We start from the raw sequence: 18,587 nt of genomic DNA, 5'->3' as shown, positions 1-18,587 counted from the left end.
CGTGTTAATGTTTACGGAGACCTTGATGATAGCTTCACGCGGTCATCGAAGGGCGTCGTGGTGGGGTAGCACATCGGCCCGGTGCGCCCAGAGGAGCCGGAAGACACGTGGAGCACCCGTCCGAAGGGCGCGATTTCGGCAAGTACACGTTGCTCGAGCGCATCGCGACGGGCGGCATGGCGGAGATCTACCGCGCCCGGATGACGGCGGTGGCGGGTGTCACCAAGCCGGTGGTCATCAAGAAGATCCTCCCCGGCTACGCGGACCAGAGCGCCTTCGTCTCCATGTTCGTCAACGAGGCGCGCATCGCGGCGGGGCTGAGCCACGGCAACATCGCGCAGGTCTTCGACTTCGGCGAGGTCGACGGCCAGTACTTCATCGCCATGGAGTGGGTGGACGGGCATCCGCTGTCGCGCGTGCTGCGCCGGGCGCGTGAGAAGGGACTGTACACGCTCCCGCAGCCGCTCGCCCTGCTGGTGACGGTGGAGGTGCTCAAGGGGCTGGCATACGCGCACACGCGCCTGGATGACCGGGGCCGGCCGCTGCACATCATCCACCGCGACGTCAGCCCGCAGAACGTGCTGCTCAGCTTCGAGGGCCAGGTGAAGCTGGTGGACTTCGGCATCGCCCGCGCGCGGATGGCGGGCGGCTACGAGTCCGACGCGGGCGACGCCAAGGGCAAGTACGCCTACTTCGCGCCGGAGCAGGCCCGGGGCCGGGAGCTGGACGCGCGCGCGGACATCTTCGCCGCGGGAACCCTGCTGTACGAGACGCTGTGCGGGCGACTGCCCTTCGAGGGCTCCGTCACCGACGTGATGCGAAAAATCGCGGTGGGCGACTTCCCCCGGCCGCGCGAGCTGGAGCCGGACATCCCACCGGCCCTGGAGCGCATCCTCCTCACCGCGCTCGCGGTGGAGCGCGAGCAGCGCTACCCCACCGCCGAGGCCTTCGCGGAGGTCCTCACCCGCTACCTGCACACCGCCACGCCCGACGTCTCCACCAGCGCGCTGGCCCATTTCATGGGCTACCTGTTCGAGACCGAGCTGGTCGCGGACGGCCGCCCGGTGCTGCTGCCGCGCGAGTTCCTGGGGCAGATGGCCCGCTGGACGCGCCCGCTCGCCGAGCGCCGCACCCTCCGGGAGCTGCCGTCCGCGCCCCTCGAAACGCCGCTGGAGACGCCCGCCGCGCCCCGCCCGCCCGAGGGCCGCCGCGAGCGCACCACCCAGCCCATCCCCGCCGTCCCCGGCCCGTCCTCCGACGCACCCACCGCGGAGGCCCCTCCTCCCGAGCCCGCGCCGACCACCGACGCGCCAGTGCCGCTCCGCCCTCGCGTGCCGAACGCCATGGCGCTGGGGACGCCGGTGCTCGCGGCCATGGGCGTGGCGCTGGTGGTGATGATGCTGGGGCGCAACGGCACCTTCTCCGTGGAGCTCAGCTCGTCGCCGCCGGGCGCCAACATCCGCGTGGATGGCCGCCCGCTGGACACGCTCACGCCCGCGCTCCTCACCCACCTGCCCGCGGACGCCGAGCACCTGCTGGAGGTCCACATCCCCGGCATGGTGCCGTGGAGCCAGGTGGTCCGCGCCGAGCGGGGCACCACCCTGGCCGTGCACGCGCGGCTTCGTCCTCGGATGAACACTCCGGCCGCGTCCGCCACGTCGGCCCGCGCACACCACGCGCCCCCCGTACCGGAGATGGACTGGGCCCCGGGCGGCATCCGCCTGTCCGCGGTGAGCCACGCCTTCCGCGTCCCCGTCACCAACGCCGCGCGCGTGCAACTGGACCCGGCCCGCACGTACCTGGTGCACACCGAGGGGCGCATGTCGCTGGGCGGCCCCATGTCCGTCGAGCACGCCGGCTACTTCCTGGAGGGCGACGCGAACCTGCCCGCGCACGACTCCTTCGGCGTGCTCGGCCCCGACGAGCAGCTGGTGCGCCACGCGTCCGTGCTCCACGTCTTCGCGCTGGATGCCCGCCGGGACGACAACCGGGGCGGGCTCCAGGTGCGCATCCGCGAGCTGGGGGGAGCGAGCCTCGCGCCCTTCCGCCTGGACTCGCGCCAGCACGCGGTGAAGCTGTCACGCGCGGACCGCTTCGTGCTCCGCGCGCTGGACCCGGGCACCACGTACGACGTGGTGCTGCGCTACACCGCCGAGCCCGCCCGGACCCGCGGCCTGGGCGGAGGCCCGGTGGGCCGGGTGCTCGGCCTGGTGGGCACCGGCCCCGGTCCCGAGGGCTCGCCCAGCGGCCTGGCGCTCCTGGAGGTGGGGCAGCCCACCCGACTCAGGGGGGCGTCGTGGCTCCAGCTCGCCTTCCCGGACGACAACCTGGCCGACAACACCGGCACCCTCCTCTTGGAGGTCATCCCCGTGGTCCACCCCACCGGCGGCCAGACGGCCCCCGCCGAGCACCGCCACGGCCGCACGGCGCAGTGAGCCCTGCTACAGCCGTGCAGCGGCCTGTCGCCTAAAAGTTGATCCTCCAGTCGCTCCCCCTACCCTGAGCGACAAGGAGGGCTCAACATGTTGAAGCTGGTGGCAGTGGCCGTGGTGGGAGCGGTGGTGCTCGGGACGGTGGGGCTGTCGGGCCGCGTGGACGCGCGTCCCGGGAGCAGCGAGGCGGAGCCGACGCAGGCGCAGGTGGAGGCGGCGCTGGACGCGCGGCAGAAGGAGCTGCTGGGCATCCTTTTGGAGGCTCAGCGGACGGGCGAACGCACGGCGTCGGTTCACCGGTAATCTCGTGGCGTCGAGCGCGACTCGGTGCTAAGCCCGGGCCTCCGTTTGACGTCTACCTGCCCGCGAGGGGGACATGCCTGAAGGGTCCGCGTCACTCAACCAGCTCGCGGTCGGCGACCGGGTCGTCTACCCGAATCAGGGTGTCTGCCGCGTCACCGCCATCGACACCAAGGAAGTGGCGGGACAGAAGCTCATCTTCGTCACGATGCGCCGCGAGGAGGACAACGCCCTCCTGATGGTGCCCCAGCAAAAGGTCGTGGCCATCGGTGTGCGCCGGGTCGCCAGCCCCGACGACGTGAAGAACCTCTTCGCGTTCCTGCGCTCCGACGGCGACAAGGCCGACCTGGACTGGAAGCAGCGCGCACGCACCAACCAGGAGCGCATGACCCAGGGCGGAATCCTGGGGCTCGCCGAGGTGGTCAAGGACCTCCAGGTCCTGAGCGAGCTGCGCCCCCTGCCGACCAAGGAGCGTGAGCTGTACGACAACGCCCGGCACCTGTTGGTGTCGGAGGTCGCCACCGCGCTCGGCACCGCCGAGGTCAACGCGGAGGACGCCATCGACCTGGTCCTCTTCCCGCCCGGCCGCGAGCGCCCCAAGCGCACCGCCGCCGAGTTCGCGAAGGGCGACGAGGACGACCTGGGGCTCGACGGAGACCTGCTGGGGCTCGACGGAGACCTGGACCTGCCCTCCGACGAGGAGCCGCAGTCCGAGTCCGACGAGGAGAGCGCCTCCGAGGAGGAGGGCGAGGAGTCGTCCGAGGAGAAGGGCGATGAGGAGTCCTCCGCGCCCAAGAAGCGCGGCCGTCCTCCCAAGGCCAAGCCCGCGGAGGCCGAGGGCGCCGAGCCCGCCGCGCCCAAGAAGCGCGGCCGTCCTCCCAAGCCGAAGCCGGAGGCGCCCCCCGAGGGCGCCGAGCCCGCCGCGCCCAAGAAGCGCGGCCGTCCTCCCAAGCCGAAGCCGCCCGAAGTGGAGGGAGCGGCGCCCGCCGCGCCCAAGAAGCGCGGCCGTCCGCCCAAGGCCAAGCCCGCCGACAGCGAGGACTGACCGCCAACACCATCCAGGGGGCCCTGACGCGGGCCCTCTTCGTGCCGAGGTGATTCCCCGTGATTCGCGTCGTGACGTTGGACCCCTTCGACGACAAGCAGCTCGCCAAGCTCAACCGCACGCTCTACACGGCGTTCGGCGTGGGCAGCGAGCACTCCGGCAGCGCCGAAATCCCCCCGGGGCTGGGCGAGCCGCTGGACGCCGAGAAGCTGCTGGACCAGGTGAAGGGCATCCGCGCCTATCAGGACGACAAGGTGCTGCTGCTCACCACGCGCAAGCTCAAGGAGCGCGAGCTGCCCAGCGGCGTGGCCCCCACCCCGGGCTTCGCGCGCCAGGGCAAGGACCGCTCCATCATCTCGCTGCAGCCGCACAAGGACCTGGAGACGGGCTTCAAGCCCGTGGCGCGGCAGGCGCTGCACCAGCTCGGCCACCTGTGGGAGCTGCACCACTGCCTGGACCCGCGGTGCTCGATGTACCCGCCCTGGACGCCGTCGTTCTCCCAGGGTGAGCCCATCTTCTGCACCTTCTGCCGGGAAAAGAGCGAGCAGAAGATTCGTCTTGCGAAGTCCTAGCCTCCCACGCGCGCTGCCCCTCCTGGAGCTGGGGGGCCTGCTGCTCGTCGCGCTCCTGTGCCTGCTCTTCCACCTGCGGCTGCCGGGCAAGCTCCCCACCGAGGAGGGCTATCGCGCGGTGGCCCGGCGGCTCCAGTCGCAGGCCCGCCCCGGTGACGCGGTGCTGCTGTTCCCCTGGTGGACGGAGCGCGCGCGCCTGTTCGTGCCTCCGGGCCTGCCCGTCTACGGCTACCTGGGCTCGGACACCGACGACCTGTCCGCGCACCCGCGCGTCTGGGTGCTGGGACAACCGGAGCTGCCGCGCTCGGACGAGGCGGCCTTCCTGAAGGACTTCCTGCCGGAGCGCCGCGCCGTGGGTGAGCCCGAGCGCGAGGGCTCGCTGACGCTGACGCTCTACGAGAACGGGCGCCACCGGCCGCGCCGCTTCACCGCCTCTGACGTCGTCTCCCGCGCGCGCGTGTACCTGGAGTCGGACGACGGCGCGCGGCAGGCGTGCCCGTTCAGCGGCTCGGCGCACCGCTGCCCCGGCCAGGGCAATATCTACGTGGCCGCCGAGTGGCACGAGGTCCTCTACGAGCCGCGCCACTGCCTGTGGATGCCCGCGCCGCCGGGAGACCAGAAGCTGGTGGCGGAGTTCGACGGCGTGCCCGGCGACGTGAGTCTCAGCCTCGAGGGCGGCATCATCTTCGAGTACGCCTTCCCCAAGGACGCGCAGCTGACGACGGCGCTGCTGGGCGTGGACGACGCGGCGAGCGGCGAGCGACTGCTGGACGTGGCGATCGCGCCGGGCCAGGAGGGCGTGAAGAAGGCCGAGGTGCGGCTGCCCCCGGGCGCGCCGCGCACGGTGAAGGTGTGGGTCCGCTCGCGCAATCCGGACCGGCGGCAGGTGTGTCTGGACGTGCTGGCGGTGGAGCCGGCGGTGGGAGTGAAGGGATGACGGGCAGGCCGGCGACCCGCGAGGAGAAGCGCTGGGCGTGGGCGCTGTGGGCCCTGGCCTTCGTGGCGCTGTGGTGGACCGAAGGCCACGTGGGCTTCACGCGCGACGAGAGCGTCTACTTCGCCGCGGCGGAGGGGTACGCGGGCTGGTTCCGCCAGCTGTTCCAGTCGCCGACGCGGGCGCTGACGGACGCGGCCATCGTCCGCGCGTGGGACTACAACCACGAGCACCCCGTCCTGATGAAGACGCTGTTCGGGCTGAGCCACCTGCTCTTCCACGACACGCTGGGGTGGATGCGCTCGGCCGCCGCGTTCCGGCTGCCGGCGTTCGCGCTGGCGGCGCTGGTGCCCGCGCTGAGCTTCCTGTTCGGCAGCGCGCTGTACGGCCGCGCCGCGGGCCTGTTCGCCGCGCTCGCGTTCATGCTGGTGCCGCGCCAGTACTTCAACGCGGAGCTGGCGTGCTTCGACGTGCCGGTGGCGGCGCTGTGGCTGCTGGTCGTGTACTGCTTCTGGCGCGCGCTGGAGGACGTGCGCTGGGGCGTGGCGTGCGGCGTGGCCTTCGGCCTGGCGCTGACGGCCAAGCACAACGCGCTGTTCCTCCCCTTCGTGCTGACGCCCTTCGCGCTGTGGCGCGCGTGGGAGGCGAGCGAGGCGGAGCCCCAGGCGCGCGGGTGGCTGCTGCGCTTCGTCGGCCTGTTCGCCTCGGTGGCGGTGCTCTACGGGCTGCTCATCCTGTCGCTGGGCGGCGGCGAGGGCTTCCAGCGGAAGTTCTTCCTGCTCAGCCCCCACACGCTGTTGTTCATGGGGCTGGCCGTCGGCGGCACGTGGCTGCTCAAGGGCGTGGAGAAGGTGAACGCGCAGGTGACGCGGGCGCTCGTCCCCATCGCGGCGATGGCGGTGCTCGGGCCCGTCATCTTCTACCTGCACTGGCCCTACCTCTGGCACCACCCGGTGGACCGCACCGCGTGGTACCTGGCCTTCCACGCCAAGCACAACCACTACGCCTGGTTCTACCTGGGCACGCTCTTGCGCGAGCCGCCCTTCCCGCTCGCGTACGTGCTGGTGAAGACGGCGCTCACGGTGCCCACCAGCCTCTTCGCGCCCATGGTGACGGGCTTCCTCGCGCTCGCGGGCCGCGGCGTGCTGGGGCAGATGGAGCGCACGCGCGCGTGGGTGCGGCCGGTGACGATGGTGGAGGCGCTGGTGGGAGTGAACGCGGTGACGTCCATCCTCATCATCAGCCACCCCCAGGTGCCGCACTTCGGCGGGGTGAAGCACTGGTTCCCGTCCATGGTGTTCCTGGGCCTGCTCGCGGGACAGGCGGTGTCGCGCGGCTCGACGGCGCTCCTGGAGCGGCTGCGCGAGAAGAAGCCCTCGGTGCCCGCGCTCGCCGTGCTCGCGCCCGTGTTCGCGGTGCTGCTGGCGCCCGCGCTGGTGTACTCGGCGCGCGTGTTCCCCTACGGGACGGCGGCGTACTCGGAGCTGGCCGGAGGGCTGCCCGGCGCGGCGACGCTGGGGATGCAGCGGCAGTTCTGGTCCAGCCACGTCACCGGCGTGCTGCCGTGGATCAACGAGCACGCGAAGCCGAACGCGCGGCTGTTCCTGCATGAGGTGCACGGCGGCTCGTTCCGCGACTACCAGCGCAACGGGATGCTCCGGCCGGACCTGCGAGCGGTGGGCAGCCCCTTCGAGGCGGACATCGTCGCGTACCAGTACCACCAGGAGTTCCGCGAGTACGAGTTCCAGACGTGGCAGGCGTTCAACACGCGCACGCCGGCGACGGGGCTGTACCTGGACGAGACGCCGCAGGTCATCGTCTACGTGCGGCCCGAGCCTCGCTGAGCCGCGACGAGGCCCCCGTGATGACCCACGGGGCCCTCGCTCACGGGTGACGCGGGCGCTACGGAGTCAGACACCCCGGGCCCGCCGAGCAATCCGAGCACCAGGCGCTGGACTCGTAGGACGATTGGCAGACGCCGTCGCCGCAGTAGCCACTGTACGGACAGTCCTCGGGACAGGACTGCGGCTCCAGCCGGAAGCACAGGCCGTTACCACAGACATCGATGAGCCCCTCCGGCTCACTTGGCCGCGCGGCCTCCGGCGCCAGACACCCCGGGCCCGCCGAGCAATCCGAGCACCAGGCGCTGGACTCGTAGGACGATTGGCAGATGCCGTCGCCGCAGTAGCCACTGTACGGACAGTCCTCGGGACAGGACTGCGGCTCCAGCCGGAAACACAGGCCGTTACCACAGACATCGATGCGGGCCTCCTGCTCCCCCAGTTCCTGCTCCAGCGGAGCCTGCGCATCCACACCACCACAGGCCGACAACACCGCGAACGACACCACGGCCATCCAGACACGAGTCCATCGCTTCATTCGACGCTCCTCGGGGTGAAGGGAAACAGTCCATCCTAACCATTGGACCAAGGACGACCGCAAACCCTCACACCCACGCCCGAAGCGCCTCCTCACCTCCAGCACAAACATCCAACCCGGATGCAAAAGCAACCCGGGAACACCCCTCACGCACTGGGCACACCTTCCCCACCCTGCTCCCCCGCGAGGAGCACCGGGAGCACATGCAGCACATCGTGCCGGTCGACCTGGCTCCACCCGCGAGTCACCGCCAGGTCGGCCAGCTCCGGTGAGGGCTCGAACGCCAGGGGGAAGCCCACCAGCGCGAGGATCTCCCCGTCGGAGAGGGAGTTGCCCATCGCGAGGGAGCGCTCCAGCGAGGCGCGGTGGAGCGACGCCAGCTCCTGGAGGATGCCCGGCTTGCCCCCGCTGCGGCCAGGCCCCTGGAGCACCTGTCCCGTATAGCGATTGCGTTGGATGGCCATCTGCGCGCCCCGGTACACGTCGATGCCCAGGTCCTCCGCGACCAGATGGACCATCTCGATAGGCCCTCCGGAGACCAGAGCCACCAGGAACCCCTCGGCCTCGAGCATCCGGAGCAGCGGCCGGACGAACCCGAACAGGTGACCTCGCGCCTGGGCCCAGACATCCTCCGCGGCGCGCTCGACGCTGGGGACCGCCACACCCGCGAAGAGCCGCTCCCAGCCCCGGTAGACATCCGCGACGGCGTCGAAGAAGTCCTGTCCGCCCACGTCATGGCGTTCGACCGCCGCCAGGAGTTCGCGCACGACCGTCCCATCACAGACACCGCGCGCCGTCAGCTCACGCACCAGCAAGGCCCCGAGCGTGTCCGGGGTGAGCGTCCCATCCAGGTCGAGCACCGCGAGCCTTCTCATACACAATCCTTCCTGTCGGGCAGGGCCCCTGTCGGAGTCCCTGGCTCCTCCACGAACCAGGACGGAGGACCTCCTCCCCTGGATGTCGGCTCGGAGCGCGGCGTGTTGCGCATCCGACGAGCAGCCCCGTCGAACACCGTCCTGGCGTCCGCGAGTCATCACCTGAGGCCTCCCAGGTGTCGCCCGGCACGATGCTGCGTCCCCTCGAGGATGGAACCCCCGTCTCCAGGGCGGGGCGGGCGACCCGGGCGCGGTGGGGACGACGTTGGCGGCCTCCGCCCCCCTGTCCACCTTCCGCGAGTCGGGCTCTCGCCCGGAGGGGGACATCCACATGCAGCTGTTCAGGCTTCCGTCGATTCTCGCCGTGTCCGCGGCGCTGTGTTTCTCGGTCGGCTGTTCCAAGCGGGGCTCGCAGTCCCAGGGCGCCGAGCCCCAGGCCAGCACGCAGCCTCCGGCCCCACCCCAGCCGCCACCTTCGATGGCGCAGGGCGCGCCGCCGCCCGACGACGCCCACGGCAAGCACCATGGCAAACACCACAAGGGCGTCTCCGAGGCCAACTGCCCCATGGCCGTCCCCGGCGCGGTGGCCCGGGCCGAGGACGTGCCCGAGGGCGTGGCGCTGGTCCTCAGCACGCCGGAGCCCACGCAGGTGGCGGAGCTGCAGCAGCGCAGCCGCCGCATGCTGCACGAGCAGGCCGCCAGCACCCAGCGCGCGCAGGAGACCTCCGTCCTGGACGAGGTGCAGCGCGAGGACCTGGGCGACAGCGACACCGAGGAGCAGTACGGCCGCGATGACAGCGGCACGGGAGGCGCCGGCATGGCGGGCGCGCCGACGATGCCCTCCAGCGCGAGCGTCCAGGACACGCCGGATGGCGTGGTCATCGTCTACACGGCGATGGACCCGTCCCAGCAGCAGCAGCTCAGCAGCGAGGTCCACCAGACGGCGAACGAGATGAAGCCCGGCCAGTGCCCGGGCATGTGAGCCGCGCCTTCTGTCAGCCCCTGCCCCCCGGCGACTTCCGGGGGCGCAGCGCGGCCAGGGCGTAGTCCACCACCGTGTCCGCGTAGGACTCGGAGAGCGGCGCGGTGCGCAAGAGCCAACGGTGGAACAGCGGGCCGAAGAACAGCTCCACGGCGACGTCCAGGTCCACGTCCCGGGCCACCTGCCCCGCCTTCTGCGCCGCGCGCAGCCGCTCCTTGGTGACCTCCAGGTTCGGCCGCAGCAGCGTGTCCACGAACTGCTTCGCCAGCGTCGGGTCCATCTGCGACTCCGCGGTGAGCGCGCGCGAGGGCACCTCGAAGCGCGGTGAGCCCAGCTCGGCGACGGTGGCCCGAATCACGCCCTTCAGGTCCGCCACCACGTCGCCCGTGTCCGGCAGCGGCGCGACGTCCCCGATGAGCGCGGCGAAGGCGTCCAGCACCAGCGCGCCCTTGGTCGGCCACCAGCGATAGATGGTCTGCTTGCCCACCCCCGCCCGCGCGGCGATGGCCTCGATGGTCAGCCGCGTGTAGCCCTGCTCCCCCACCAGCTCCACCACCGCCTTCAGGATGGCCTGGTGCGAGCGCTCACTGCGCCGCCCCGTGTCCGGCGTCTTCGCCTCACTCATGGGGCACACGCTAGCGGGGCGGTGGCGATACGCAACGTCTCGTCTTGACAACAAGCACCCCGGGCCTCATGGTGGCCAAACGAGACGGACCGTCTCGTCTCAATCCAGGAGCCCTTCCATGAAGCGACGCGCCCATATCGCGATGGTCAGCATCCCCGCGCACGGCCATGTGAACCCGAGCCTGGAGGTCTTGCGAGAGCTGGTGGCCCGGGGCCATCGCGTGAGCTACGCCAACGACGCCTCCTTCGCGGAGCCCATCGAACAGACGGGCGCGAAGCTGGTGCCCTATCCGTCGACGCTGCCGCGAGAAGGCGTCGCGGACCGGCAGTGGCCGGAGGACACGATTGGTCAGCTGGAGGTGTTCCTGAAGGACGCGAAGGAGCAGTTGCCCAGGCTGCGCGCGGCCTGGGAGCAGGACCGGCCGGACCTGTTCCTCTACGACATCGCGGGCTACACGGCGCGCATCCTCGCGGAGAACTGGGGGAAGCCCGCCCTCCAGCTCTCCCCCACGTTCGTCGCGTGGGAGGGCTACACCGAGGAGATGGCGCCGATGATGGAGGCGCTGCGCGCGGCCCCGGGTGGCGCGGACTACTACCGTCGCTTCTCCGAGTGGCTGAGGGACTGCGGCGTGGCGGAGACGGACTCCACGCTGTTCGTCGGTCTGCCGCCGCGCTCGCTCGTGCTCATCCCGCGCGCGATGCAGCCGAACGCGGACCGCGTGGACACGCGGCGCTTCACCTTCGTGGGACCGTGTCTGGACGAGCAGCGCGCCCACCAGGGGACGTGGAGCAGGCCCGCGCACGCGAAGAAGGTGCTGCTCATCTCGCTGGGGTCCACGTTCACGAACCAGCCCGCGTTCTATCGCCAGTGCATGGCGGCGTTCGGAGATTTGCCCGACTGGCACGTGGTGCTGAACATCGGTCGACATGTCCAGCGCTCGGAGCTGGGGGAGGTCCCCGCCCACTTCGAGGTGCACGCGTGGTTGCCGCAGCTCTCGGTGTTGAAGCAGTCGGATGTCTTCTTCACCCACGCGGGCATGGGCAGCACGCAGGAGGGGCTGTGGTGCGGCAAGCCGATGCTGGCCGTGCCCCAGGCCACCGACCAGTTCGCCAACGCGGACCGCATCGTCGAGCTGGGCGTCGGCTTGCGGCTGGACACGGAGCAGGCCACCGCGGCGGCGCTGCGCGAGGCGTTCCAGCGACTCACCACGGAGCCCCGCTTCGCCGAGCGGGCCGCCGCGATTCAGCGTGAGCTTCGCGACGAGGGAGGGGCGAAGCGCGCCGCGGACCTCATCGAGCAGGCGCTCGGTGGGTGAGGCGCGACGTGCTCCACCGGGCGTCGCCGTGACTCCCGACACGCGCGACGACGAGTCGTGGCAGACTTGTGGGCATGGACGCGCGGGACATCCATCCGAAGTGGGTCGTGAACCTGGTGGATGAGCCGCGGGAGCTGTACCTGTGGCTCGGCTGGTCCTCGCTGGCGGAGCTGCTCGAGGCGATGACCGAGCTGTCGACGACCCCCAACACCTACTTCCGCTTCACCTTCTCGGAGAGCACCCTCGCGAGCCTGGGTGAGCTGCTCGCGCGCGTCGAGGACTGTCATGCGACGCCGGAGCCCTACCGGGCCCACCCTCGTCAGCTCAGCGTCGAGCGGCTCGCCAGCGCGGCGAACGAGGTCCACCAGCAGGCACAGCGTCTCCAGGACAAGCTGGCCGAGCCCGGTTTCGCTCACTCGCTCGCGCTCCAGAAGGTGTTGGCTCCACGAGCCTTCCTCGATGCGTGGGCGACGATTCTCCGCCAGCTCGGCTCGGGGGGAGACGGCCCGCGACCTCCTCTCCTGGGCTGCACGGGTGACGTGGACGTGTCGCTCGAATGGGGGTGGTAGCCTCCTGCGCCACCGCCATGGAAAGCAACGCACCGTCCTCCGCGCAGCCGCTCGCCAGTGACAAGCCCGGGCTGTTCGCGCGCTTCGCTCCTGGCATCCTCGTCGCCGCCACGGGTGTCGGCGCTGGAGACCTGCTCACCGCCAGCCTCGGAGGCTCCGCGGTGGGTGTGTCCATCTTGTGGGCCGCCGCCGTGGGCTCGGTGCTCAAGGGCTTCCTCAACGAGGGCGTGGCCCGCTGGCAGCTCGCCACCGGGACCACCGTGCTGGAGGGCTGGGCCCGCCTGGGCGCGGGCCTGCGCTACGTCTTCTTCATCTACCTGCTCGGCTGGAGCTTCTTCACCGGTGGCGCCCTCATCTCCGCGTGCGGCGCGGCGGGGGACGCGCTGTGGCCCCTGGCCAGTGACCCGGAGACGTCGCGCCGGCTGTGGGGCGTGATTCATTCGTTGGTGGGCCTGGCGCTCGTGGGCCTGGGCGGCTTCCGGCTCTTCGAGAAGCTGATGGCCGCCTGCATCGCGTTGATGTTCGGCGCGGTGCTCTTCACCGCGCTCGCCTCGGAGCCGGACTGGGCCGCCGCCGCGCGCGGACTCGTCGTCCCCTCGCTGCCGGACCAGGGCGCGCCCTGGGTGCTGGGGCTGCTGGGCGGCGTGGGCGGCACGGTGACGATGCTCTCCTACGGCTACTGGATTCGGGAGAAGGGGCGCGAGGGCCCGCGCGGTCTGCGCATCTGTCAGACGGACCTGGCCGTGGGCTACGCGCTCACCGGGATGTTCGGCGCCGCCATGGTCATCATCGGCTCGACGCTCCAGTTGGAGGGCACGGGCCTGCGGGTCGCCACCGTGCTCGCGACGCGGCTGGAGGCCATCATCGGGCCGGTGGGCTACTGGGTGTTCCTGGCCGGCTTCTGGGGCGCCGTGTTCTCCAGCCTGCTGGGCGTCTGGGAGGGCGTCCCCTACCTCTTCGCGGACTTCCTGCGCATCCAGCGCAGAGAGGCCCGGGGCCTCGTGGATCTGCGGACGACGCGCGCGTGGAAGCTGTATCTGGTGGCGCTCTCGCTCGTGCCCCTGCCCATGCTCTGGGCGCCGCTGCAGCGCGCACAGCTCGCGTATGCCGTGGTGGGGGCGCTGTTCATGCCACTGCTCGCCGCCACCCTTTTGTGGATGAACAACCGGCGGGACTGGGTGGGCTCGCTGCGCAACGGCTGGCTCGTCAACGCCGCGCTCGTCGCCACGCTGGTGCTGTTCGTCATCGTAGGGTTTGACGAAGCGGTCGACGCGCTGCGCAAACTGAGGATCCGCTGAGAGCGGTGCGCGCGGCGGGACACTGGAATGAACGAGGGTTCGGGCTCCGGTGTCGAAGCGCACGGATGTGCACTTACGGTCTTTGTATCGCGCGGCCTCCAGGCGGGCGGGCGACAGCCCATCCCCCGAGCATGACGCTCGGAGTAGGCTTTCGAACGCGGATGGTGGATCTTCCACGCCCCGGGAGGGACACATGAAGCGCTGGAGCATGGTGCTGGCAGTGGCGGCGATGAGCGTGGGTTGCCAGAACGGCAAGAAAGAGGACCGCGGCACACGGGCGCAGGTCCGCAAGACGGGGCCCGCGACGATGGAGGTCATCCCCTCGGCCGGACAGCTTCCGTACTGCATGCTCTACACGGTGTCGGAGAAGGGCGTCATCCGTCAGCTCACGCTGACGCGGGAGAACCGCTCCATCCGCTGCGACGCGAACAAGCCCGTCGCCAACACCAGCTTCCGCGTCCCGACACAGGAGGGGAAGGTCAAGGTCTACATCTTCTTCTCCGACGAGCGCATCCCCGCGGGCCCCGTCGCGCAGCAGCTCTACGACCTGCGCGGACAGGACCGCATCAGCGCCATGGACCTGCGGCTGCCGGGACGCGTGTTCGTGGAGACGATGGACTTCGTCCCGGAGGAAGGCACCGCGGAGATCACCGGCGCGGTGGTGGGCACCCACGGCGAGGTGACGGACTCGGGCTCCGGCGCCGCGCCGGACCAGGACCTGGGCGCCACGGTGCTCGGCGACGGAGGCACCGCAGGCGCACAGCCGGCGGCCGCGGACGAAGGGACCTGAGCTCGACACCCGAGGAGGACGCGAGACCTCCTCGACGCATGTCGCGCGTGTCACACCGCCTGAGCGCCACGCGAGCCGGACGCAGACCGGCTCGGCGCGTATCGCTCACGTCGCGCCACACGGGCGCCTGGGCACATCACCCGAGGAGGACGCGAGACCTCCTCGAGTCACCTCCCCTGAATCACCAGGCCTCGCGGGCCATGGCCAACAGGTCGGCCTCCGTCACCTTGCGCGGGTTGCTCAGGTGCGAGGCGTCCAGGAAGCCCTTCTGCGCGATGAGCGGCAGGTCTTCCTCGCGCACGCCCACGTCCCGCAGCCGCGCGGGAATCCCGATGGCCGCGTTGAGCTTGCGCACCTGCTCGATGGCGTTGCTCGCGAGCACCTCCTCGCGCGCGTTGGACGTATCGCCCATCGCCACCGCCACGCGGGCCAGCCTGGCCGTGCTCGCCGCGCGGTTGAACTCCATCACCACCGGCAGCACCACCGCGTTGGCCAGGCCGTGGTGCACGCCGGAGATGGGCGTCAGCGCATGCGCCAGCGCGTGACACGCCCCCAGGCCCTTCTGGAAGGCCATGGCGCCCTGCATCGCGGCCACCATCATGTCCGTGCGCGCCGCCAGGTTCGTCCCCTCGCGCACCGCCGTCACCAGCGAGCGGCTCACGCGGTGGATGCCGTCGATGGCCACCGCGTCCGCCAGCGGATGGAAGCCCTGCGACAGGTACGCCTCCAGGCAGTGCGTGAAGGCGTCCATGCCCGTGGCCGCGGTGACCCCCGGAGGCAGCCCCAGCGTCAGCTCCGGGTCCACGATGGCGGCGCCCGGCAGCAGGTGCGGACTGAAGATGACCGTCTTGCGCCCCGTGTCCTCCAGCGTCACCACGCCCGAGCGCCCCACCTCCGAGCCCGTGCCCGCGGTGGTGGGAATGGCGATGAGCGGCGGCAGGTCGTCCTTCACGTACTGGTCGCCGCCCTTGGCGTCGTCGTAGCGGCTGAGCGGCGGCTCGTGCGTGGTGAGCAGCTGCACCAGCTTGCCCGCGTCCAGCGCGCTGCCTCCACCCAGGGCGATGAGCCCGTCGCAGTCGTTCTTCCGGTAGACCTCCAGGCCCGCGAAGACGTCCTTCTCCGTGGGGTTGGGCTCCACCTTGTCGAAGACCGCGCACGGCAGGCCCGCCGTCTTGAGCACCTCCAGCACGCGGGAGACCAGGCCCGCCTTCACCACGCCCGCGTCCGTCACCAGCAGCGGGCGCTTCATCTTCAGCCGCTGCGCCTGGGCGGGCAGCCGCTGGAGGGCCCCCGCGCCGAGGACGATGCGGGTGGGCCACGCCATCTCGGTGACACGGGGCTCGGTGGGGATGTCGAACGGCTTCATCTCGGGTTCCTCCCTCGGGCTCATCAGATGAGTTCCAGGTAGCGCTCCAGCTCCCAGTTGGTGACGGCGCGCTCGTACTGGCGCACCTCCCATTCGCGCGTGCGCACGAAGTGGTCCACGAAGCCCTCGCCCAGCAGCTCCCGGGCGCGCTCGCTCTGCTTCAGCAGCGTCACCGCGTCCTTGAGGTTGCGCGGCAGGGGCGCGGCCTCGTGGGACGCGTACGCGTTGGCGTTGCACGCGGGTGGCGGCTCGATTTCGTTCTCGATGCCCCACAGGCCCGCGGCCAGGCTCACCGCCATGCCGATGTACGCGTTCATGTCCGCGCCCAGCTGGCGGTACTCGATGCGCATCGCCTTGGCGCTCTCGCCGATGACGCGCACCGCGCAGGTGCGGTTCTCCAGGCCCCACGCCGCGGTGGTGGGCGCCCAGGTGTTCTCCACGCTGCGCTTGTAGCTGTTGATGGTGGGCCAGTAGAGCGCCGTCAGCTCCGGCATCAGGGCAATCTGCCCGCCGATGTAGTGCCGCATCAGCCGGCTCATCCCGTGCGGCGCGCCCTCTTCATGGAAGAGGTTGCGCTCACCCTTCGGGTCCCACAGCGACTGGTGCACGTGCCCCGAGCAGCCCGGCAGCTTCGCGTTCACCTTCGCCATGAAGCACGCGGACAGGCCCTGGCGCGCGCACAGCTCCTTCACCACCGTCTTGAAGAGCGCCGCCTTGTCCGCCGAGCGCTCCACGTCGTCATACCGGATGGCCGCCTCGAACACGCCGGGGCCCGTCTCCGTGTGGAAGCCCTCGATGTCCAGCCCGAAGCCGTTGCATCCGTCGATGAGCGAGTGCACCAGCGGCGCGTTGAGCGACGTGCGCAGCCACGAGTAGCCGAACATGCCCGGCGTCAGCGGCGTCAGCTCCTGGAAGCCCTTCTCCCGGAGCGTGTGCGGCTGCTCCTTGAAGATGAAGAACTCGTACTCGGCGCCGAAGCGCGGCAGGTAGCCCTGCTCCCGCGCGCGCGCCGCGACCTTCTGCAGCAGCTGCCGCGGGCTCGCCTCGAACGGGGTGCCGTCCGGGTTGACGAAGTCCAGCAGGAACGCCGCGGTGTCCGGCTCCCACGGAATCATCCGCCCCGTGGACAGGTCCACCGTGGCGTGCGCGTCCGGGTAGCCGGTGTGCCAGCCCGTCACCTGCGTGTTGTCGAGCAGTTCGTCGCTCAAGTCCCAGCCGAAGACGACGTCACAGAAGCCCAGCCCGCTCTTGGCGGCGCTGAGGAACTTGTCCACGGAGATGTACTTGCCGCGCCAGACGCCATCGATGTCGACGGCGCCGACCTTCACCTTCTTCGCGCCGCGCTCGTCCAGCCAGCGCCGCATCGAGTCCGCGCCACCCGAGTCCCGGGGCACGGCGGCGCCGCGCACCGGCCCCCCGCGCTCCTTCGCGCGAGCCCTGCGAGCCACGGCCGGGTGCGTGAGTACCTTCGCCTTGGAACGGGTCGGCATCGGGACCTTCCTTCGTGGGGTGAGGGAATGCTCAGGTGTCCGTGGGCAGCTTCGTCCACACCGCCTTCGTCTGGAGGTAGCCCTCCAGCGCGTGGTGCGACAAGTCGCGGCCCCAGCCGGATTCCTTGTAGCCGCCGAACGGCGCGGCATCGTCGAACTCGTTGAAGCAGTTGATCCACACCACGCCGCTCTTCACCTTGCGAGCCAGCGCGTGTGCCTTCGCCACGTCGCGCGTCCACAGCGACGCGGCCAGCCCGTAGAGCGTGCCGTTGGCCAGCTCCAGCGCCTGCGCGTCGTCCTTGAAGCGCATGCACGCGAGCACCGGGCCGAAGATCTCCTCCTGGGCGATCTTCATGTCCGGCTTCACGTCGCCGAAGACGGTGGGCTTCATGAAGCAGCCCTTCGCCTTGGCGCTCTCCGTGTCGCGCTCGCCGCCCGCGAGCAGCCGCGCGCCCTGCTGACGCCCGCTCTCCACGTAGCCCAGGATGGTGTCGAGCTGCTTCTGGCTCACCTGCGCGCCCATCTCCGTGGACGGGTCCAGCGGGTCACCCACGCGCAGCTTCTTCGCGCGCTCGGCGAGCCGGCCCACGAACTCGTCGTAGACGCTGTCCTGCACCAGCACGCGGCTGCCCGCGTTGCACGTCTCACCCTTGTTGCCGAAGATGCCCCAGAAGCACGCCTCCACCGCGCGGTCCATGTCGGCGTCGGCGAAGACGACCTGGGGGCTCTTGCCGCCCAACTCCAGCGTCAGCTTCTTCAGGTTGCTGCCCGCCGAGGCCTGCATCAGCCGGCGCGCGGTGCGCCCCGAGCCGGTGAACGAAATCTTGTCCACGTCCGGGTGGCGCGCGAGCGCCTCGCCCGCGGGGTCTCCGTAGCCGGGCACCACGTTGAGCACGCCGGGCGGGAAGCCCGCCTCCAGCGCGAGCGCGCCCAGCTTCATCGCCGTGAGCGGCGTCATCTCGGAGGGCTTCACCACCACGGTGCAGCCGGCGGCGAGCGCGGGGCCCAGCTTCCAGCACAGGATGCACGTGGGATAGTTCCAGGGGACAATCAGGCCCGCCACGCCCACCGGCTCCTTGAGCACGTAGGTGTGGAAGGGACCGTCCACCGGCAGCACCTCGCCATGCACCTTGTCCGCCCAGTCCGCGAAGTACGCGAGCGTGCCGGCGCCCGGCGCCACGTCCCCACGGATGGCGTCGCGGAACGTCTTGCCGTTGTTGAGCGACTCGACGAGCGCGAACTCCTCGCGCCGCTGCCAGAGCAGGTCGGAGAGCTTTCGGATGAGCTTGCCGCGCTCACGGGCGGACATCTTGCTCCACGGGCCGGACTCGAACGCGCGCCGGGCGGCCTTCACCGCGCGGTCCACGTCCGCCGCGGTGGCGCTCGGCACGTCGCACACCTTCTCACCCGTGGCGGGGTTCACCACCGGGAAGGTGCCCCCTTCGATGGGGTCCACACCCTGTCCGTCGATGAGCAGCTGCAGGACGGGAAGCCGTGGGGAGAGGGAGCGTGCATCAATCATGGGGATTCCTCGGGGCGCACGGGGGCGTTCCAGACGGATTGGCCAGGAGCGAACACAGGTGGCACGACAGGGTAGGAATGACGTCCAGACGCG

General features: G+C 70.8%; 17 protein-coding genes. 11 read left to right on the top strand and 6 right to left on the bottom strand.

The genetic code is table 11. The features are described 5' to 3' along the window. Nucleotides 1–107 precede the first annotated feature (107 nt). The 6 genes from K8640_RS18765 to K8640_RS18740 all read left to right on the top strand — a co-directional run bounded on the left by K8640_RS18765 (nucleotide 108) and on the right by K8640_RS18740 (nucleotide 7,127). Nucleotides 108–2,435, top strand: a complete 2,328-nt coding sequence (locus K8640_RS18765; protein WP_223748265.1) for a serine/threonine-protein kinase — start codon at nucleotides 108–110, stop codon at nucleotides 2,433–2,435. 87 nt (nucleotides 2,436–2,522) lie between these two features. Continuing rightward, nucleotides 2,523–2,735: a hypothetical protein gene (locus K8640_RS18760; protein WP_046715516.1), complete on the top strand. Its 213-nt coding sequence runs from the start codon at nucleotides 2,523–2,525 to the stop codon at nucleotides 2,733–2,735. A 73-nt stretch (nucleotides 2,736–2,808) separates the two neighbouring features. Then, nucleotides 2,809–3,777: a CarD family transcriptional regulator gene (locus tag K8640_RS18755; RefSeq protein ID WP_223748264.1), complete on the top strand. Its 969-nt coding sequence runs from the start codon at nucleotides 2,809–2,811 to the stop codon at nucleotides 3,775–3,777. 59 nt (nucleotides 3,778–3,836) lie between these two features. Next, nucleotides 3,837–4,349: a hypothetical protein gene (locus K8640_RS18750; RefSeq protein ID WP_046715518.1), complete on the top strand. Its 513-nt coding sequence runs from the start codon at nucleotides 3,837–3,839 to the stop codon at nucleotides 4,347–4,349. Next, nucleotides 4,336–5,286, top strand: coding sequence for a hypothetical protein (locus K8640_RS18745; RefSeq protein WP_223748263.1), 951 nt, complete (start codon nucleotides 4,336–4,338; stop codon nucleotides 5,284–5,286). Before K8640_RS18750 ends, K8640_RS18745 begins: the two co-directional genes overlap by 14 nt. Next, entirely contained in the window at nucleotides 5,283–7,127 is a 1,845-nt protein-coding gene (locus tag K8640_RS18740) for a glycosyltransferase family 39 protein (RefSeq protein WP_223748262.1), read from the top strand. Before K8640_RS18745 ends, K8640_RS18740 begins: the two co-directional genes overlap by 4 nt. 58 nt (nucleotides 7,128–7,185) lie before the next feature. Here K8640_RS18740 and K8640_RS18735 read toward each other — a convergent pair whose 3' ends face one another. Together K8640_RS18735 and K8640_RS18730 are read right to left on the bottom strand one after the other, a co-directional pair. Continuing rightward, the gene (locus K8640_RS18735) at nucleotides 7,186–7,662 is read right to left on the bottom strand and encodes a hypothetical protein (RefSeq protein ID WP_223748261.1); all 477 of its coding nucleotides are present in this window, start codon (nucleotides 7,660–7,662) and stop codon (nucleotides 7,186–7,188) included. A gap of 146 nt (nucleotides 7,663–7,808) precedes the next feature. Further along, nucleotides 7,809–8,537 (bottom strand): HAD family phosphatase, encoded by a 729-nt coding sequence (locus tag K8640_RS18730; protein WP_223748260.1) that lies wholly within the window; start codon nucleotides 8,535–8,537, stop codon nucleotides 7,809–7,811. A 331-nt stretch (nucleotides 8,538–8,868) separates the two neighbouring features. Here K8640_RS18730 and K8640_RS18725 point away from each other — a divergent pair, with 331 nt between their 5' ends. After that, nucleotides 8,869–9,519 (top strand): hypothetical protein, encoded by a 651-nt coding sequence (locus K8640_RS18725; RefSeq protein WP_223748259.1) that lies wholly within the window; start codon nucleotides 8,869–8,871, stop codon nucleotides 9,517–9,519. 13 nt (nucleotides 9,520–9,532) lie between these two features. Here K8640_RS18725 and K8640_RS18720 read toward each other — a convergent pair whose 3' ends face one another. After that, complete coding sequence (locus K8640_RS18720; RefSeq protein ID WP_223748258.1) at nucleotides 9,533–10,144, bottom strand: TetR/AcrR family transcriptional regulator; 612 nt, start codon at nucleotides 10,142–10,144, stop codon at nucleotides 9,533–9,535. A 118-nt stretch (nucleotides 10,145–10,262) separates the two neighbouring features. On the opposite strand from K8640_RS18720, the gene K8640_RS18715 reads away from it, so the two are divergent. From K8640_RS18715 to K8640_RS18700, 4 genes are all read left to right on the top strand, one after another. Next, entirely contained in the window at nucleotides 10,263–11,459 is a 1,197-nt protein-coding gene (locus K8640_RS18715) for a macrolide family glycosyltransferase (protein WP_223748257.1), read from the top strand. Between the two features lie 74 nt (nucleotides 11,460–11,533). Further along, on the top strand, nucleotides 11,534–12,028 hold the full coding sequence (locus K8640_RS18710) for a hypothetical protein (protein ID WP_223748256.1): 495 nt from the start codon (nucleotides 11,534–11,536) through the stop codon (nucleotides 12,026–12,028). A 17-nt stretch (nucleotides 12,029–12,045) separates the two neighbouring features. Beyond that, nucleotides 12,046–13,326 carry an Nramp family divalent metal transporter gene (locus K8640_RS18705; protein WP_223748255.1) on the top strand — a complete coding sequence of 427 codons (1,281 nt, stop codon included), beginning with the start codon at nucleotides 12,046–12,048 and terminating at the stop codon, nucleotides 13,324–13,326. Nucleotides 13,327–13,519: 193 nt separating this feature from the next. Next, entirely contained in the window at nucleotides 13,520–14,116 is a 597-nt protein-coding gene (locus tag K8640_RS18700; protein ID WP_223748254.1) for a hypothetical protein, read from the top strand. Nucleotides 14,117–14,297: 181 nt separating this feature from the next. Here K8640_RS18700 and K8640_RS18695 read toward each other — a convergent pair whose 3' ends face one another. From K8640_RS18695 to K8640_RS18685, 3 genes are read right to left on the bottom strand one after another with little or no spacing between them, the layout of a single operon-like run. Further along, complete coding sequence (locus K8640_RS18695) at nucleotides 14,298–15,482, bottom strand: iron-containing alcohol dehydrogenase (protein ID WP_141325637.1); 1,185 nt, start codon at nucleotides 15,480–15,482, stop codon at nucleotides 14,298–14,300. 23 nt (nucleotides 15,483–15,505) lie between these two features. Next, on the bottom strand, nucleotides 15,506–16,972 hold the full coding sequence (locus tag K8640_RS18690) for a glutamine synthetase family protein (RefSeq protein ID WP_223748253.1): 1,467 nt from the start codon (nucleotides 16,970–16,972) through the stop codon (nucleotides 15,506–15,508). A gap of 31 nt (nucleotides 16,973–17,003) precedes the next feature. After that, entirely contained in the window at nucleotides 17,004–18,494 is a 1,491-nt protein-coding gene (locus K8640_RS18685; RefSeq protein ID WP_223748252.1) for an aldehyde dehydrogenase family protein, read from the bottom strand. Between the last annotated feature and the right edge of the window lie 93 nt (nucleotides 18,495–18,587).

Origin of the sequence: Myxococcus sp. XM-1-1-1 (assembly GCF_020037095.1) — a bacterium.
Lineage (GTDB): Bacteria > Myxococcota > Myxococcia > Myxococcales > Myxococcaceae > Myxococcus > Myxococcus fulvus.
Note: the sequence above shows the minus strand (reverse complement) of the source record. Positions and strands in the feature narration are given on the sequence as shown.

Bases quoted from the DNA above. Each gene is read 5' to 3' on its own strand.
- K8640_RS18760 (WP_046715516.1), top strand. From the start codon at position 2,523: ATGTTGAAGCTGGTGGCAGTGGCCGTGGTGGGAGCGGTGGTGCTCGGG.
- K8640_RS18755 (WP_223748264.1), top strand. From the start codon at position 2,809: ATGCCTGAAGGGTCCGCGTCACTCAACCAGCTCGCGGTCGGCGACCGG.
- K8640_RS18740 (WP_223748262.1), top strand. From the start codon at position 5,283: ATGACGGGCAGGCCGGCGACCCGCGAGGAGAAGCGCTGGGCGTGGGCG.
- K8640_RS18735 (WP_223748261.1), bottom strand. From the start codon at position 7,662: ATGAAGCGATGGACTCGTGTCTGGATGGCCGTGGTGTCGTTCGCGGTG.
- K8640_RS18730 (WP_223748260.1), bottom strand. From the start codon at position 8,537: ATGAGAAGGCTCGCGGTGCTCGACCTGGATGGGACGCTCACCCCGGAC.
- K8640_RS18725 (WP_223748259.1), top strand. From the start codon at position 8,869: ATGCAGCTGTTCAGGCTTCCGTCGATTCTCGCCGTGTCCGCGGCGCTG.
- K8640_RS18720 (WP_223748258.1), bottom strand. From the start codon at position 10,144: ATGAGTGAGGCGAAGACGCCGGACACGGGGCGGCGCAGTGAGCGCTCG.
- K8640_RS18715 (WP_223748257.1), top strand. From the start codon at position 10,263: ATGAAGCGACGCGCCCATATCGCGATGGTCAGCATCCCCGCGCACGGC.
- K8640_RS18710 (WP_223748256.1), top strand. From the start codon at position 11,534: ATGGACGCGCGGGACATCCATCCGAAGTGGGTCGTGAACCTGGTGGAT.
- K8640_RS18705 (WP_223748255.1), top strand. From the start codon at position 12,046: ATGGAAAGCAACGCACCGTCCTCCGCGCAGCCGCTCGCCAGTGACAAG.
- K8640_RS18700 (WP_223748254.1), top strand. From the start codon at position 13,520: ATGAAGCGCTGGAGCATGGTGCTGGCAGTGGCGGCGATGAGCGTGGGT.
- K8640_RS18695 (WP_141325637.1), bottom strand. From the start codon at position 15,482: ATGAAGCCGTTCGACATCCCCACCGAGCCCCGTGTCACCGAGATGGCG.
- K8640_RS18690 (WP_223748253.1), bottom strand. From the start codon at position 16,972: ATGCCGACCCGTTCCAAGGCGAAGGTACTCACGCACCCGGCCGTGGCT.
- K8640_RS18685 (WP_223748252.1), bottom strand. From the start codon at position 18,494: ATGATTGATGCACGCTCCCTCTCCCCACGGCTTCCCGTCCTGCAGCTG.